The sequence below is a fragment of the Streptomyces sp. NPDC025793 genome, assembly GCF_055558375.1.
On the sequence record NZ_JBVHMR010000008.1, the window covers coordinates 232367 to 246024 of the forward strand.

The 13658-nt window shown below is 72.8% G+C and carries 15 protein-coding genes and 1 pseudogene; 6 read left to right on the forward strand and 10 right to left on the reverse strand.

Annotation, left to right across the window (positions count from 1 at the left end):
* Positions 1-6: 6 nt before the first annotated feature.
* The 4 genes from ACZ4MF_RS18420 to ACZ4MF_RS18435 all read right to left on the reverse strand — a co-directional run bounded on the left by ACZ4MF_RS18420 (position 7) and on the right by ACZ4MF_RS18435 (position 1878).
* Complete coding sequence (locus ACZ4MF_RS18420) at positions 7-432, reverse strand: nuclear transport factor 2 family protein (protein WP_467493014.1); 426 nt, start codon at positions 430-432, stop codon at positions 7-9.
* Positions 433-483: 51 nt separating this feature from the next.
* Complete coding sequence (locus tag ACZ4MF_RS18425; protein ID WP_467493015.1) at positions 484-654, reverse strand: tautomerase family protein; 171 nt, start codon at positions 652-654, stop codon at positions 484-486.
* Between the two features lie 95 nt (positions 655-749).
* Positions 750-1649 carry a LysR family transcriptional regulator gene (locus ACZ4MF_RS18430; protein ID WP_467493016.1) on the reverse strand — a complete coding sequence of 300 codons (900 nt, stop codon included), beginning with the start codon at positions 1647-1649 and terminating at the stop codon, positions 750-752.
* A gap of 76 nt (positions 1650-1725) precedes the next feature.
* Positions 1726-1878 (reverse strand): hypothetical protein, encoded by a 153-nt coding sequence (locus tag ACZ4MF_RS18435; protein ID WP_467493017.1) that lies wholly within the window; start codon positions 1876-1878, stop codon positions 1726-1728.
* Between the two features lie 122 nt (positions 1879-2000).
* On the opposite strand from ACZ4MF_RS18435, the gene ACZ4MF_RS18440 reads away from it, so the two are divergent.
* Complete coding sequence (locus ACZ4MF_RS18440; RefSeq protein WP_467493018.1) at positions 2001-2153, forward strand: TetR family transcriptional regulator; 153 nt, start codon at positions 2001-2003, stop codon at positions 2151-2153.
* A gap of 71 nt (positions 2154-2224) precedes the next feature.
* Here ACZ4MF_RS18440 and ACZ4MF_RS18445 read toward each other — a convergent pair whose 3' ends face one another.
* The 3 genes from ACZ4MF_RS18445 to ACZ4MF_RS18455 are packed head-to-tail and all read right to left on the reverse strand — an operon-like array spanning position 2225 to position 5360.
* The gene (locus tag ACZ4MF_RS18445; protein ID WP_467493019.1) at positions 2225-3064 is read right to left on the reverse strand and encodes a sugar phosphate isomerase/epimerase family protein; all 840 of its coding nucleotides are present in this window, start codon (positions 3062-3064) and stop codon (positions 2225-2227) included.
* Positions 3061-4212, reverse strand: a complete 1152-nt coding sequence (locus tag ACZ4MF_RS18450; RefSeq protein WP_467493020.1) for a dihydrodipicolinate synthase family protein — start codon at positions 4210-4212, stop codon at positions 3061-3063. The genes ACZ4MF_RS18445 and ACZ4MF_RS18450 overlap by 4 nt, the downstream gene beginning before the upstream one ends.
* Entirely contained in the window at positions 4209-5360 is a 1152-nt protein-coding gene (locus ACZ4MF_RS18455; RefSeq protein ID WP_467493021.1) for a Gfo/Idh/MocA family protein, read from the reverse strand. Before ACZ4MF_RS18455 ends, ACZ4MF_RS18450 begins: the two co-directional genes overlap by 4 nt.
* Before the next feature lie 223 nt (positions 5361-5583).
* On the opposite strand from ACZ4MF_RS18455, the gene ACZ4MF_RS18460 reads away from it, so the two are divergent.
* Positions 5584-6633 (forward strand): LacI family DNA-binding transcriptional regulator, encoded by a 1050-nt coding sequence (locus ACZ4MF_RS18460; RefSeq protein ID WP_467493022.1) that lies wholly within the window; start codon positions 5584-5586, stop codon positions 6631-6633.
* A gap of 472 nt (positions 6634-7105) precedes the next feature.
* Here ACZ4MF_RS18460 and ACZ4MF_RS18465 read toward each other — a convergent pair whose 3' ends face one another.
* Together ACZ4MF_RS18465 and ACZ4MF_RS18470 are read right to left on the reverse strand one after the other, a co-directional pair.
* The gene (locus ACZ4MF_RS18465) at positions 7106-8371 is read right to left on the reverse strand and encodes an FAD-dependent monooxygenase (protein WP_467493023.1); all 1266 of its coding nucleotides are present in this window, start codon (positions 8369-8371) and stop codon (positions 7106-7108) included.
* A 125-nt stretch (positions 8372-8496) separates the two neighbouring features.
* Positions 8497-8862, reverse strand: a complete 366-nt coding sequence (locus ACZ4MF_RS18470; protein WP_467493024.1) for a hypothetical protein — start codon at positions 8860-8862, stop codon at positions 8497-8499.
* Positions 8863-9118: 256 nt separating this feature from the next.
* Here ACZ4MF_RS18470 and ACZ4MF_RS18475 point away from each other — a divergent pair, with 256 nt between their 5' ends.
* Positions 9119-9886 (forward strand): GNAT family N-acetyltransferase, encoded by a 768-nt coding sequence (locus ACZ4MF_RS18475; protein WP_467493025.1) that lies wholly within the window; start codon positions 9119-9121, stop codon positions 9884-9886.
* 18 nt (positions 9887-9904) lie between these two features.
* Complete coding sequence (locus ACZ4MF_RS18480) at positions 9905-10705, forward strand: sugar phosphate isomerase/epimerase family protein (protein ID WP_467493026.1); 801 nt, start codon at positions 9905-9907, stop codon at positions 10703-10705.
* A 4-nt stretch (positions 10706-10709) separates the two neighbouring features.
* Here the strand turns inward: ACZ4MF_RS18480 and ACZ4MF_RS18485 are convergent.
* A pseudogene (locus tag ACZ4MF_RS18485) lies at positions 10710-10931 on the reverse strand (3-phosphoshikimate 1-carboxyvinyltransferase); the annotation flags it as partial.
* 106 nt (positions 10932-11037) lie between these two features.
* On the opposite strand from ACZ4MF_RS18485, the gene ACZ4MF_RS18490 reads away from it, so the two are divergent.
* A complete protein-coding gene (locus ACZ4MF_RS18490) occupies positions 11038-12981 on the forward strand; it encodes a glycoside hydrolase family 3 protein (RefSeq protein WP_467493027.1) in 1944 nt (647 codons plus the stop codon).
* A gap of 115 nt (positions 12982-13096) precedes the next feature.
* On the forward strand, positions 13097-13657 hold the full coding sequence (locus tag ACZ4MF_RS18495) for a hypothetical protein (RefSeq protein WP_467493028.1): 561 nt from the start codon (positions 13097-13099) through the stop codon (positions 13655-13657).
* Position 13658: the final 1 nt, after the last annotated feature.

Genomic DNA, 13658 nt, shown 5'->3' on the forward strand with positions numbered 1-13658 from the left:
TCCCGCCTACGGGGCGACGAGCGCCCGCTCCCAGTGCTGGGTGTCGGCGTACTCGCGCATGCTGACGATCTTTCCGGCGCGGACGGTGAAGACACCGATGTTGTGCTCGTGGTAGGCCCTGCCGGTCCTTCCCGTGGCCCAGGAGTCCCACTCGACCAGCACCTGCTCGCCCTCGCCGAAGACGTTGGTGACCTTCAGGCCGATCTCGCGGTCGGGGTCCAGGTGGGCGAAGGCGGTCGCCAGGAAGCCGTTGATCACCTGCTCCCGGCCCTGCCAGGTGCCGGAGATGGGCAGGTCACCGCCGTACCAGCAACTGCCGTCCTCGGCCCAGCTGTTCCGGATGGCCTCCTGGTCCCCGGCGGCGAGCGCCTCGAAGTAGCGCAGCACCACGCCCCTGGGCGCGTCGGGCTCGGTGCGGTCGGTGGTGGTCATGAGGTCGTGGTTCCTCTCGCGGCAGGGGCGGGCGGATGGCTGGTCGGACGGCTACTTGTCGGCGGTGAGGACGCCGGCCGAGCCCCAGCTGTCGGCCGGGGTCTCGTTGATCCACACCTGGACGGTGTCGGCGGGGATCTTGTAGGCGTCCGTGATGCGGGCGATCAGCTCGCGCTTGAGCTCGACGCTGCGGGGGCCCTGCTGGACGGTGACGATGGGCATGGTCAGCTCCTGGAGTCGATGGTCGGCGCTTGTTCCGACTCCCAGTCCACCCGATCCGGGGCCCGGCACCCAGGGCCACTTCGCGCACGCAGCGTTCACGATGCGCGATCGCTCGCGCCGATCGCCCGGCAGGCCTCCAGGAGGGACGCGACCCGGGCCGCGGGTGCGGTGCGGGGCACGGCGAGCGCGGTCGGCAGGACGAGAGGGGAACTCACCGGCAGGAAGGCGACCCGCCCGGTGGCCAGCTGCGCGGCGTGCGAGGCGTACACCACGCTCCAGCCGGGGCTGCCCGCGCCCAGCGCGGCCAGGGTGTCCTGCAACGAGCTCGCCGCCGGCCCGGGTACGGGCTCGAAGCCGACGTCGCGGCACGCGCCCACGACGAGGTCGACGAGCGGCGGATTGTTGCGCCGCGCGGTCAGATACAGCGGCAGACCGCTCAACTCACCCAGCTCCACCCGCGATTGACGGGCGAGGGCGTGTCGCGCACCGAGGACCACCAGGAGCCGGTCCTGCCACACCGGGACCAGCCGGACCCCGTCGGGGCCCTCCTCCGCCCCGCGCACGAACGCGGCGTCCAGTTCCCCGCGGGCCACCTGCTCCAGGCGTACGGCGGTGGGGGCGGAGGCCAGCTCCACCCTCAGCTCGGGAGCCACCCCGGCCAGCGCCTCCAGCACCTGATCCAGCCGGTCCCCCATTCCCGTACTGGTGCCCACCCGCAACCGCTCACCGCGGTCGGCGGCGTAGTCGGCCACCGCGGCCCGCGCCCGCTGCTCGGCGGCCAGCACCTCGCGCGCCGCCGGCAGAAACCGCTGCCCGGCCTCGGTCAGCCGCACCCGGCGCGGTGACCGGTCGAAGAGGTCGGTCCCCAACTCCCGCTCCAGCCGCCGCACCTGCTGACTGACGGCCGACTGGGCGATCAGCAGCCGCTCGGCGGCGCGGGCGAAGTGCAGCTCCTCGGCCACCGCCACGAAATAGCGAAGTTGACGCAGTTCCATGTGCCCAGTCAAGCAGTGACCTGCGAGCGGCTCGTCCGGACCGGGATCCGGGCGAGCCGCCCACTTCATCCGGTCGTCAACGGACCCAGGTCGTCCCGGCCTTGGAAACGGCCCTGCCGTCCTTCGTGCGGATGATCTGGGCGCCGCGCTTCTCCTGGAGGGTGACCTTGCTGCCCGCCCTGAGGCCGGCGGCACGGCCAAAGAGCAGGACCTTGTCGCCCGGCTTCACCTGGGTGCTGCTCGCCGAGAGGGTGAGGGCCGGCTCGGGATTTCATTCCGTCCGCCCTCGTGGCGGACTCGGTTCCAGCACCGATCTCCTGGCGAGGAGCCCGACCACGAGGGAGGAGACGGGTGTCTCGTCACCCGAGACGTTCGCGATCCGGCGAGTCGCCGACACCGTCGCTCGGCGTCAGCAAGGGCGGCTTCTACGGGCACTTCCGCAACCGGGACGCCCTGCTCATCGAGATCCTCGGCACCTGGGAGTGCGCGGCCGCGCGGAGGTGACGGCGCTGACCAGAAAATGGCTCCCGGCCCCATGGGCATGCCGTTCAGGGGGCTGGGCCGGGCCGTCCGGTTCACTTCCCGGTGCGTGTCAGGAACCGCTCCACCGTCTCCGCCAGCACCTCCCGCCCGTCCCGGGCCCACAGCTCGTCGTTGAAGAGCTCGACCTCGATCGGGCCCGAGTAGCCCGCCGCCTCCACGTACCCCCGCCACTCGCGCATGTCGATCGCGCCGTCGCCGATCTGGCCCCGGCCGTTGAGGACGCCCTCGGGCAACGGGGTGATCCAGTCGGCGAGTTGGAAGGTGTGGATACGGCCGCCCGCTCCCGCCCGGACGATCTGCGCGGGCGCCTGGTCGTCCCACCAGATGTGGTACGTGTCCACGGTCACCCCGACCTGGTGCGCCGGGAAGCGCTCGGCGAGGTCCAGGGCCTGGGTCAGGGTCGAGACGACGCAGCGGTCGGAGGCGTACATGGGGTGCAGGGGCTCGATGGCGAGGCGGACGCCGTGCTGCTCGGCGTACGGCCCGAGTTCGGCGAGGGCGTCGGCGATGCGCTCGCGCGCCGCCCGCAGGTCCTTGCTGCCGGGCGGGAGGCCGCCGGAGACCAGGACCAACGTGTCGGTGCCGAGCGTCGCCGCCTCCTCGACCGCTCGCCGGTTGTCCGCCAGGGCCGCTGCCCGCGCCTGCGGGTCGGTCGCCGTGAAGAAGCCGCCCCGGCACAGCGTCGTCACCGTCAGGCCCGCCTCACGGATCAGCTTCGCCGTCTCCGTCACGCCGTACTCCTGGACCGGCTCGCGCCACAGGCCCACCTGGGTCACGCCCGACTCGCCGCAGGCCGACACCAGTTCCGGGAGGGACAGCTGTTTCACCGTCATCTGGTTGATGCTGAACCGCGAGAGGTCCGGCGGTGTCATGAGGTCACCCCGTACAGGGACAGCAGGTTCTTCATCCGCTCCTCGGCGAGCTTCGGGTCGGGGAACAGGCCGAGGCCGTCGGCCAGTTCGTAGGCGCGGGCGAGGTGCGGGAGGGAGCGGGCCGACTGGAGGCCGCCGACCATCGTGAAGTGCGCCTGGTGGCCCGCGAGCCAGGCCAGGAGGACTACACCGGTCTTGTAGAAGCGGGTGGGGGCCTGGAAGAGGTGGCGGGACAGGGCGACCGTGGGGTCCAGCAGGCCACGGAAACCGGCCGTGTCCCCCGTGTCCAGGACCCGGACCGCCTGCGCCGCCAGTGGGCCCAGCGGGTCGAAGACGCCGAGCAGGGCGTGGCTGAAGCCCTGGTCGTCGCCCGCGATCAGCTCGGGGTAGTGGAAGTCGTCGCCGGTGTAGCAGCGGACCCCGCGCGGGAGACGGCGGCGCAGGTCGACCTCGCGCCGCGCGTCCAGGAGCGACACCTTGATGCCGTCGACCTTGTCCGGGTGCGCGGCGATGACCTCCAGGAAGGTGTCGGTGGCCGCGTCCAGGTCGGCGGAGCCCCAGTAGCCCGCCAGCGCCGGGTCGAACATCGGGCCCAGCCAGTGCAGGATCACCGGCTCGGCGGACTGGCGCAGCAGGTGGCCGTAGATCTCCAGGTAGTCCTCGGGCCCCCGGGCCACGGCGGCCAGGGCCCGGGACGCCATGAGGATCACCTGGGCGCCCGACTCCTCCACGACCGCGAGCTGCTCCTCGTAGGCCGCGCGGATCTCCACGAGAGACCCGCCGGTGATCTGGTCGGTGCCGACACCGCAGGCGATCCGGCCGCCCACCGCCTTCGCCTCGGCGGCGCTGCGCCGGATCAGCTCGGCCGCGCCCGCCCAGTCCAGGCCCATGCCGCGCTGGGCGGTGTCCATGGCCTCGGCGACCCCCAGCCCGTGGGACCACAGATGGCGGCGGAAGGCGAGGGTGGCGTCCCAGTCGACGGCGGCCGGCGAGTCGGGCGAGACGTCGGCGTACGGGTCGGCGACGACGTGGGCCGCCGAGAAGACCGTACGGGAGGTGAAGGGGGTGCCCGGCGAGAGCGCCAGCGGTTCCGTGCGGGGCTCGTACGTGCGCAACACGCCGTCTGCGGAGGGGAGTTGGATGGTCACAGGGAGATCTCCGGTACGGCGAGGCGGCGGCCCTCGGCGGAGGACCGCAGGCCCAGTTCGGCGAGCTGCACGCCCCGGGCGCCGGCCAGCAGGTCCCAGTGGTACGGCGTGTCGGCGTGGACGTGCTTGAGGAACAGCTCCCACTGGGCCTTGAAGCCGTTGTCGAAGTCCCCGTTGTCCGGCACTTCCTGCCACTGGTCACGGAAGACCTCGGTGGCGGGGATGTCCGGGTTCCAGACCGGCTTGGGGGTGGAACTGCGGTGCTGGACACGGCAGTTGCGCAGACCCGCGACCGCCGAGCCCTCGGTGCCGTCGACCTGGAACTCGACCAGTTCGTCGCGGTTGACGCGGACCGCCCAGGAGGAGTTGATCTGGGCGACCGCGCCGCCGTCGAGTTCGAAGACGCCGTACGCGGCATCGTCCGCCGTCGCGTCGTAGGGCTTGCCGTTCTCGTCCCAGCGCTGCGGGATGTGGGTGGCGACGAGGGCCTGGACGGAGGTCACCCGGCCGAACAGTTCGTGCAGGACGTACTCCCAGTGCGGGAACATGTCGACGACGATGCCGCCGCCGTCCTGCGCGCGGTAGTTCCAGGACGGGCGCTGGGCGGGCTGCCAGTCGCCCTCGAAGACCCAGTAGCCGAACTCGCCCCGGACGGACAGGATCCGGCCGAAGAAGCCGCCGTCGATCAGCCGCTTCAGCTTGAGCAGGCCCGGCAGGAAGATCTTGTCCTGGACGACGCCGTGCTTGATGCCCTTGTCGTGGGCGAGCCGGGCGAGTTCGAGGGCACCGGCCAGGCCCGTCGCCGTCGGCTTCTCGGTGTAGACGTGTTTCCCCGCGGCGATCGCCTTCTTGATCGACTCCTCGCGCGCGGAGGTGACCTGGGAGTCGAAGTAGATGTCCACCGACGGATCCGCCAGCACCGCGTCGACGTCCGTCGAGATCTCGTCCAGCCCGTGGCGCTCGGCGATCTCCCGAAGCGCGTGTTCGCGACGGCCGAGCAGGATCGGCTCCGGCCACAGCACGGTGCCGTCGCCCAGGTCGAGGCCGCCCTGTTCGCGCAGGGCGAGGATCGACCGGACGAGGTGCTGGCGGTAGCCCATGCGTCCGGTCACGCCGTTCATGGCGATGCGCACCGTCTTGCGTGTCACGTGAGTCCCCTCTGCACCACTTGTAGCAAGCGCTTTCTACTCACGGAGAAGCTAGCCTCTGAACAGTGGTCTGTACAAGACCGTTGCCCCTTCGAGTTGTTCGAGGGGGCGAACATCCGGGGTCGATGGCTTTAAGGTCTGCTGGACGTCCGCTCGGAACCACGAGCAGGACCTGGCTGTCTACGAGGGCGTACGACACGAAGCGCGACCGGAGGACGACGACATGACGGTGACCCTGGCGGATGTGGCGGCCCGCGCCCAGGTCTCCCCCGCGACGGTGTCGCGCGTACTGAACGGCAACTACCCGGTGGCCACCTCCACACGCGAGCGGGTGCTCCGGGCGGTGGACGAGCTGGACTACGTCCTCAACGGCCCGGCGAGCTCGCTGGCCGCCGCCACCTCCGACCTGGTCGGGATCCTGGTGAACGACATCGCCGACCCCTTCTTCGGGATCATGGCGTCCGCGATCCAGGCCGAGATCGGGGGCACGGGCGGGGGCCGGGCGGGCGGTGAGCGGCTGGCGGTCGTGTGCAACACGGGCGGGTCGCCCGAGCGTGAACTGACGTATCTGACCCTGCTGCAGCGCCAGCGGGCGGCGGCGGTGCTGCTGACCGGCGGTGCCGTGGAGGACGCGCCGCACGCGGCGGCGGTCGCTGCGAAGCTGCGCAAGCTGGCGGAGGCCGGGACGCGCGTGGTGCTGTGCGGGCGGCCGCAGGCAGAGGACACCGGGGCCGTGGCCCTGACGTTCGACAACCGCGGGGGCGCGCGCCGGCTGACCGAGCATCTGCTGGGGCTCGGGCATCGCCGACTCGGTTACATCGCCGGACCCGCGGAGCGGACGACGACGCGGCACCGGCTGGAGGGACACCGGGAGGCGCTGGCGGCGGCGGGGGTCGAGGAGGATCCGCGCTGGACGGTGTACGGCCACTACGACCGCCGGTCCGGGTACGAGGCGACGCTGGAGCTGCTGCGGCGGGATCCGGGGCTGACGGGGATCGTCGCCGCGAACGACTCCGTCGCGCTGGGGGCGTGCGCGGCGCTGCGCGAGTCCGGGCTGCGGATTCCGGAGGACGTCTCGGTGGCCGGCTTCGACGACCTGCCGTTCAGCGTCGACGCGGTGCCTGCCCTGACGACGGTGCGGCTGCCGCTGGCGGAAGCGGGGGCCAGGGCCGGGCGGATCGCCATGGGGCGCGAGGAACCACCCCCCGGCGGCATCGCGACCGTCCGCGGCGAGCTGATGGTCAGGGGGTCCTCGGGGGCACCCCGGGGGTGAGGGAGCGGCCCGGCGACAGCGCAGCCGCCCCTCCACCGCCGACGACGGCGCCGTCGCCCTTGACGGAAACAGGGGCCGATGGGCAAGGGTCCTCGGGGCCGCCCCGGACGCAACGAAACGGCCCGGCGACAGCGACGCCGCCCCTCCACCGCCGACGACGGCGCCGTCGCCCTTGACGGAAACAGGGGCCGATGGGCAAGGGTCCTCGGGGCCGCCCCGGACGCAACGAAACGGCCCGGCGACAGCGACGCCGCCCCTCCACCGCCGACGACGGCGCCGTCGCCCTTGACGGAGACAGGGGCCGATGGGCAAGGGTCCTCGGGGCCGCCCCGGACGCAACGAAACGGCCCGGCGACAGCGACGCCGCCCCTCCCTGCTGACGACGGTGCCGTCGCCCTTGACGGAGACGGGGGCCGGAGGGCGCGGGGAACCACCCCCGGCGGGACCGCGACCGTCCGTGGCGAGCTGATGCTCAGGGGGTCTTCGAGGGTGCCCCGGGCGGGACGGAGCGGCCCAGGAGTGGCAGCGGGGTTTGGCCCCTTCTGCGGTCCCGGTACCAGCGGCGGCCCGTGTCGTAGGCCAGGCGGGCCTTGCGCAGGGCGGGGATCTGGTTGGCCAGGTGGGCCTGGTAGCGCCAGGGGGACTGGCGGCCGGTGCGGACGGCCATGGCGTAGGCGAAGGAGACCGGGTCGCGCTCCAGGTAGTCGTCGAGGCGCTCGAACCAGGCCATGCTGGAGCGCGCGCCGGCCTGTACGGGGTGCAGTTCCGCGCGGCGGTGCTCGTCGTACGCCCGCAGCGCCGCCCGCAGATCCGCGTGGTGCGCGAGGCTGTGGGCCAGCACGATCCCGTCGATCATCGCCAGCCGGGTGCCGGAGCCGAGCGTGAAGTGGGTGGTGTGCGCGGCGTCGCCGGCCAGGACGACGGGGCGGTGGCGATCCGTGCCGTCGACCCATGTTTCGTTGCGCAGGTGCGTGAAGCGCTGCCACTGGGCCGGGGCGCCCCGTGACCGGCTGATCAGGGAGTGGCCGTCGAGCGCCCGGTGGAAGATCTTCTCCAGCAGCGGCACGGCCTCCTCGGGCTCCGTCGAGTCCAGGCCGAGGCCCTGCCAGGTCTCCGGGGAGCACTCCACGATGCAGGTGCTGACGCCCCGGATAGAGGGGTAGGCGTGGAACCAGATCCAGCCGGCCTCGGTCTTCTCGAAGCAGAACACGAAGCTGTCGAACTGCCGGTCCGTGCCGAGCCAGATGTAGGGGTTGCGGCCGGTCTCCGTCTTCGTGCCGAAGCGTTCGACGCGGCTCTGCCGGATCCGGCTGCCCGCCCCGTCGGCGGCCACGATCAGGTCGGCCTCGGGCAGGTCGGCGGGGTCGGCGAGGCGCTCTCCGTGCCGTACGTCCACGCCGAGGGAGCGTGCGCGCCGGGTCAGTATCTCCAGCAGCGCGGCGCGGCCCATGCTGTAGCCGTAGCCCCCGAAGTACGCCGTACCGTCGTGCCCGCCGCCGTGCACCTGGATCTCCTGCGCCTGCCAGAGCACCGAGCCGGCCCTGATCGCGCGGGCGCTCTCGGGGTCGTTGGAGTGCAGGATGTCCAGCAGGTCGTCCCAGTACACGACGCCCCAGCCGTAGGTGGCCTCGGGCGGGTCGCGCTCGATCACGGTGATCTCGTTCCCGGCGTCCCGCAGCTTCGCCGAGATCGAGAAGTACAGCCCGGCCGGGCCTCCGCCCACACAGACGATCCTCATCCGGTCACCGCCTTCACGGCCGCCGGCCCGTGGAACCGGCTGGTCACAGGGATCCGGGTGCCCATGGGGTCGGGCACCCGGATCCACCCTTCACTGTCGGGGGTGTCAGGTCGGTTCACTGTGGGTCAGTCGCCCCAGCCCCAGCCTCCGCCGTCGCCCCAGCCGCCGCCGCCGTGGTCTCCCCAGCCGCCGCCGTCGCCCCAGCCGCCGCCGCCGTGGTCTCCCCAACCCCAGCCGCCGCCGTCGCCCCAGCCCCAGCCGCCGCCGCCGTGGTCGTCACCCCAGCCCCAGCCGCCACCGCCACCGTGGTCGTACGCGACGGCCGCGGTCGGTGCGGAGCTGGTGGCTGCGCTGGCGACTCCGGCTCCGGCCGCGAGGGCCAGGATCGGTGCCGAGCAGACCACGAGGGCCACTCTCTTGATACGGGTGGTGTGCGCGCGCATGATGAGCCCCTCTCCGAGGGTGTGGTTTTTCTGTCCGGCGGCCGCCATGAGGCCGCCCTCCTGACGCTCCGGAGCCTGCGCGCAGCTCCGGGCGGGGTCCGCCGCCCGCAAGGGCGAATCTGCGGCGGATCCGTCACTCTTGATGCCAAACGGACATAAGTGACGTTCGTCATTAAACCTACGATGAGAGGGCGGGGAAGTCAAAGGCGGGCCGCACCGGGGAAAGAGGGGAACCAGCAAGGGAAATCAACGTACTTGAATCGTTCAACCACTGCGGACCGTCGCCAACCACCGGGGGCCGGCCATGACCGTCCAGAACATCCTCGCCGTCGACCGGGTGCTGTCCGAACTCGCGCATGCCGACGGCACCGACGAGGCCGGACTGCGGGCCCGACTCGGCCTGGCGGACGGGCACTTGACCTTGACCCGGATCCTCGACGCGGTCGAGCGGGCCGGACTGGTCGAGCGGGACTCCTCCGGCACGCGGGTGGCGCTCACCGCGAGCGGACGGGGGGCCGCCGAGGCCCTATGCGCCCTCCGTACGGTCCTCGGTGACACGGCCCCGCAGGGATCTGCCGACGTCGCGCTGCGCGAGCCCCGCCCCGGCGACCTCGGCTGGATCGTGCAGCGCAACGCCGCGCTGTACGCCGCCGAGTACGGCTGGAACGCCGACTACGAGGGGCTGGTGGCCCGGATCGTGGCCGACTTCGCCGAGGACCACGATCCGCATCTGGAGCGGGTGTGGATCGCCGAGCTGGGCGGGCGGCCCGTGGGCTGCGTGATGTGCGTACGGGACGACGCCCCGGGCACCGCACGGCTGCGGCTGCTGCTGGTCGAGCCCGAGGCACGGGGGCACGGCATCGGGGACCTGCTGGTCGGCGCGGTCGTGGACTTCGCGCGCGGGGTCGGCTACCGCGACCTGGTGCTGTGGACCAACGACGTGCTCGGCGCCGCCCGGCGCCTGTACCGGCGCCACGGCTTCGTGCTCACCGCCGAGCAACCGCACCGCTCCTTCGGAAAAGACCTGATCGGCCAGGACTGGCGCCTGGATCTGCACCGGTCGGGCGAGTGACGAGTAGGGTCCGTGACCATGAAGCTAGCCTTCTCCACCCTCGGAGTTCCCGGTCTTCCCCTGCCGGACGTGCTGGCGCTCGCCACCACGCACGGCTACCACGGCGTCGAGCTGCGTGCCCATCCGGAGGAGCCGGTGCACCCGGGCCTCACGGCGGCCCAACGGGCGGACGTGGCCGCCGCGTTCAAGGCGGCGGGCGTCGAGATCCTGGCCGTCGCCGGGTACGCGCGCGTGGCCGCGCCCGGCGAGGACGGCCCGGTCGTCGACGCCGTACGCGCCCTGGTGCAGCTCGCCCACGACATCGGCGCCCCCTTCGTCCGGGTCTTCCCCGGCGCCGACCCGGACCTGCCCGCCGCCGAGTCCGACGCGATGGCCGCGCGGCGGCTCGGCACCGTGGCCGAGGACGCCGCCGCGCTCGGGGTGCGCGTCCTGCTGGAGACGCACGACTCCCACCGCACCGGCGCCGCCGCGATCCGCGTGCTGGGGCCCGTCGGACACCGCCACGTCGGCGCGCTGTGGGACGTCATGCACACCTGGCTGGGCGGCGAACAGCCCTCGCAGTCGTACGCCGCCCTCGCCCCGCACCTGGGATACGTGCAGGTCAAGGACATCGCGTCGGCCGACGACACGATGCCGCTGGCGCTGGGCTCGGGGGTGCTTCCGCTCACCGAGTGCGTGGACGAGCTCTGCCGGCACGGGTGGGACGGATGGCTGTGCTGGGAGTACGAGAAGCGGTGGTACGAGGCGGCGGCGCCGCTCCAGGAGATTCTCGGTGCCGGGCGGGAGCATCTGCTGCGCTTGCTCGACGAGGCGGCTTGAGCGGCTACGGGCGCGGGACCGGCTGCCGGCGGAGCCTCTCGAACGCCTCGTGGAAGCCCGGGAAGGTCTTGCGGACGCAGCCGGGGTCGTCGAAGGTCAGGCCGGGGGTGCGCAGGGCGGTCACGGCGAAGGACATGCCGATGCGGTGGTCGCCGAAGGTCTTGATCTCCACGTCCGGCCGCGGGGTGCCGGGGTGGATCTCGATCCGGTCGGGGCCGGTCGACATGGCCGTACGGCGGTCCGCCGGGACGCGATGTCCATGAACCGGGACGCCGACGCGAGGGGAACCGGCCCGGATCCACGCCCGTCGCCATCGGCACGCCCCCCTCTCAATGCGCCGGTGGCGGCCCCTCCTCCGGTTACTGTGCAGTCCCTTGACGGAAAGAAACTTCCCGGATATTGGTGACCCTTCGGAAGTTTCCTTCAGCGGTTCTCCTCCGGAAGGAGCGCACGTGTCCGACACCGGCAGACCGTCCCGACGCGCCGTCCTCGCCGCCACGGCGGGCCTCACCGCCGCGCTGACCGCACCGACCGCCACCGCCCACGCCACCGCCCCCGGCACCCCGCCCGACGACCGCCGGCTGCGCGCCCTGATCTCCCGGATGACGCTGGAGGAGAAGGTCGGCCAGCTCTTCGTGATGCGGGTCTACGGTCACTCCGCCACCGCCCCGGACCAGGCCGACATCGATGCCAATCTCAAGGAGCTGGGGGTCCGCACGGCCGCCGAGCTCATCGCGACGTACCGCGTGGGCGGCATCATCTACTTCACCTGGGCGCACAACACCCGTGATCCGCAGCAGATCGCGGAGCTGTCCGACGGCATCCAGAAGGCCTCCCTGGACCAGGCGCGCGGGCTGCCGGTGCTCGTCGCCACCGACCAGGAGCACGGCGCGGTGTGCCGGGTCGGCAAGCCCGCCACGCTCTTCCCGGGCGCGATGGCCATCGGTGCGGGAGGCTCCCGGTCCGACGCGCGGACCCTCGGCCGGATCTCGGGCGCCGAGCTGCGCGCGATGGGCATCAACCAGGACTACTCCCCCGACGCCGACGTCAACGTGAACCCGGCCAACCCGATCATCGGCGTCCGCTCCTTCGGTGCCGACCCGAAGGCGGTGGGCGAGCTGGTGGCCGCCGAGGTGAAGGGCTATCAGCAGTCCCGGGTCGCGGCGACCGCCAAGCACTTCCCGGGGCACGGCGACACCGCCACCGACAGCCACACCGGCTTCCCCGTCATCACCCACAGCCGGGACCTGTGGGAGAAGCTGGACGCCGTGCCGTTCCGGGCCGCGATCGCCGCCGGCATCGACTCGATCATGACCGCGCACATCCAGTTCCCGGCCCTGGACGACTCCGGCGACCCGGCCACCCTCTCCCACCCGGTCCTCACCGGCATCCTGCGCGGCGAACTCGGCTACGACGGCGTCGTCATCACCGACTCCCTCGGCATGGCGGGCGTGCGCACCAAGTACGGCGACGACCGGGTGCCGGTGCTCGCCCTGAAGGCCGGGGTGGACCAGCTGCTCAACCCGCCCTCGATCGACGTGGCCTGGCACGCCGTGCTGAAGGCCGTGCAGGACGGCGAGCTGACCGAGTCCCGGCTGGACGAATCGATCCTGCGCATCCTGCGCCTGAAGTCCCGGCTCGGCCTCTTCGAGGCGCCGTACGCCTCCCGGGCGGGCGTGGAGCGCACGGTGGGCACGAAGGCGCACCTGGCGACGGCCGACCGGATCGCCGAGCGCACCACGACCCTGCTCGTCAACGAGGACCGCACCCTCCCCTTCACGCCCCGCACCACACGCCGGATCCTGGTCGTCGGCGCCGACCCCGACTCCCCCACCGGCACCACCGGCCCGCCCACCGGCGTCCTGGCCGCCGCCCTCACCGAACTGGGCTTCACCGCCACGGCCCTGTCCACCGGCACCTCGCCCTCCTCCGCCGCCGTCGCCCGGGCGGTCACGGCGGCACAGGACGCGGACGCGGTGGTGGTGGCGACGTACGACGTGACGGCGGGCAGCTCCCAGCGCACGCTGGTGGAGCGCCTGCTGGCCACGGGCCGGCCGGTGGCGGCCCTCGCCGTCCGCAACCCCTACGACGTGGCACAACTCCCCTCCGTGAAGGCGTGCTTGACGTCGTACGGCTGGACCGACGTCGAGGTGCGCGCGGCCGCGCGGGTCCTCGCCGGGCGGGTGGCGCCGCGCGGGAAGCTGCCGGTGCCGGTGCCCCGGGCGGACGATCCGGCACAGGTGCTGTACCCGATCGGACACGGTCTGACGTACTAGGCGTACGCCCATAGATCGGTCGTACCACCGCAGGCAGGCGGAAACCCTCCCACGCCGTCTGGCGTGGCACCGGCGTCCCGGGCCACGCTGGGCGGGGATGCCGGGGGGAATGACGATGCGCGGGAAAGGTGCCGCACAGCTGGTGTGCCTGCTGCTGGCCGCCCTGCTGACCGGCTGCCGGGGCGGAGCGGGCGCGCCGGTGGGCGACGCCCGCCCGACCGGCAGCGGCGGCTACGGCGCCGGGTTCCTCGCGGTCGGCGCGTGCAGCTCCTTCGGCACGACCGACGTGACCGAGGTGCCCTGCACCGGCGAGCGGGCGGCGGCCCGGGTCGTCGCCCGCTACGAGGGCGCGCCGGGCGACGGCCCGTTGTGCCCGCCGACCACCGACTTCGTGCTGCACATCGGCACCGAGGGCTACGCCTGCATGCGCGCTCTGGAACCCCCGCACCCCGGCGACCCCGGCGGCGGGGGCGGCCCGCGCACGATCCCCGGCGACTGCGTCTACACCTCCGGCACGGGCCAGGTCCGCGAGACGCGGTGCGACGGCGCGGGCGCACACCCGCCGCAGTACCGGATCACCACGGCGGCGCGGACCCGGTCCGAGTGCCCGCCGTCGACGGTGCTGTACGTGCAGCTGGGCGGGGACAGGCCGGTGGGCTGCGCCCGCCGCCTGTGAG

Coding starts and splice junctions, on each gene's coding strand:
- ACZ4MF_RS18420 (WP_467493014.1), bottom strand. CDS start 432: ATGACCACCACCGACCGCACCGAGCCCGACGCGCCCAGGGGCGTGGTG.
- ACZ4MF_RS18425 (WP_467493015.1), bottom strand. CDS start 654: ATGCCCATCGTCACCGTCCAGCAGGGCCCCCGCAGCGTCGAGCTCAAG.
- ACZ4MF_RS18430 (WP_467493016.1), bottom strand. CDS start 1,649: ATGGAACTGCGTCAACTTCGCTATTTCGTGGCGGTGGCCGAGGAGCTG.
- ACZ4MF_RS18445 (WP_467493019.1), bottom strand. CDS start 3,064: ATGACACCGCCGGACCTCTCGCGGTTCAGCATCAACCAGATGACGGTG.
- ACZ4MF_RS18460 (WP_467493022.1), top strand. CDS start 5,584: ATGACGGTGACCCTGGCGGATGTGGCGGCCCGCGCCCAGGTCTCCCCC.
- ACZ4MF_RS18465 (WP_467493023.1), bottom strand. CDS start 8,371: ATGAGGATCGTCTGTGTGGGCGGAGGCCCGGCCGGGCTGTACTTCTCG.
- ACZ4MF_RS18470 (WP_467493024.1), bottom strand. CDS start 8,862: ATGGCGGCCGCCGGACAGAAAAACCACACCCTCGGAGAGGGGCTCATC.
- ACZ4MF_RS18475 (WP_467493025.1), top strand. CDS start 9,119: ATGACCGTCCAGAACATCCTCGCCGTCGACCGGGTGCTGTCCGAACTC.
- ACZ4MF_RS18480 (WP_467493026.1), top strand. CDS start 9,905: ATGAAGCTAGCCTTCTCCACCCTCGGAGTTCCCGGTCTTCCCCTGCCG.
- ACZ4MF_RS18490 (WP_467493027.1), top strand. CDS start 11,038: ATGCGCCGGTGGCGGCCCCTCCTCCGGTTACTGTGCAGTCCCTTGACG.
- ACZ4MF_RS18495 (WP_467493028.1), top strand. CDS start 13,097: ATGCGCGGGAAAGGTGCCGCACAGCTGGTGTGCCTGCTGCTGGCCGCC.